This window comes from Kytococcus schroeteri, from assembly GCF_002847825.1.
GTDB classification, from domain to species: Bacteria; Actinomycetota; Actinomycetes; order Actinomycetales; family Dermatophilaceae; genus Kytococcus; species Kytococcus schroeteri.
This window is the reverse complement of record NZ_PKIZ01000093.1, coordinates 1-353: the sequence shown is the minus strand read 5'-3', so window position 1 is coordinate 353 and position 353 is coordinate 1. Positions and strand designations below refer to the sequence as shown.

Annotated in this window: 1 protein-coding gene; it reads left to right on the top strand. The window is 65.4% G+C overall.

Annotated elements, in window-relative coordinates; genetic code table 11:
• Positions 1-353, top strand: a 353-nt coding sequence (locus CYJ76_RS11665; RefSeq protein WP_144043109.1) for an AbrB family transcriptional regulator, incomplete at both ends; no start/stop codon positions are given.

Below are 353 nucleotides of genomic sequence, written 5' to 3'. Positions count from 1 at the left end.
CTGACGGCGCGGTGGTTCAGCATCAGCTCGCCGTACCTGCTGCTGAGCATCGCGTTCGCCATGATCGGCGTGATGGTGTTCGGCGTGCCGCACGAGTTCATCGCGCCGAACGGGCTGCTGGAGAAGCTGGCCTACGCACTGGTCGGTGTGCAGGCCGGCGGCACCTTGACGAAGGGCGCGCTGCGGCAATTCGTGAAGGCCCTGCCCGTGATCCTGGGCGTGATCGCCCTGATGATCGCCAGCTCTATCGGCACGGCCTTCGCCATCGCTGGCCTATGGGACTTTAAGGTTCTGGACGCCTACCTCGCCACCGTGCCGGGCGGCATCTACGCCGTTCTCGCATTTGCGCACGA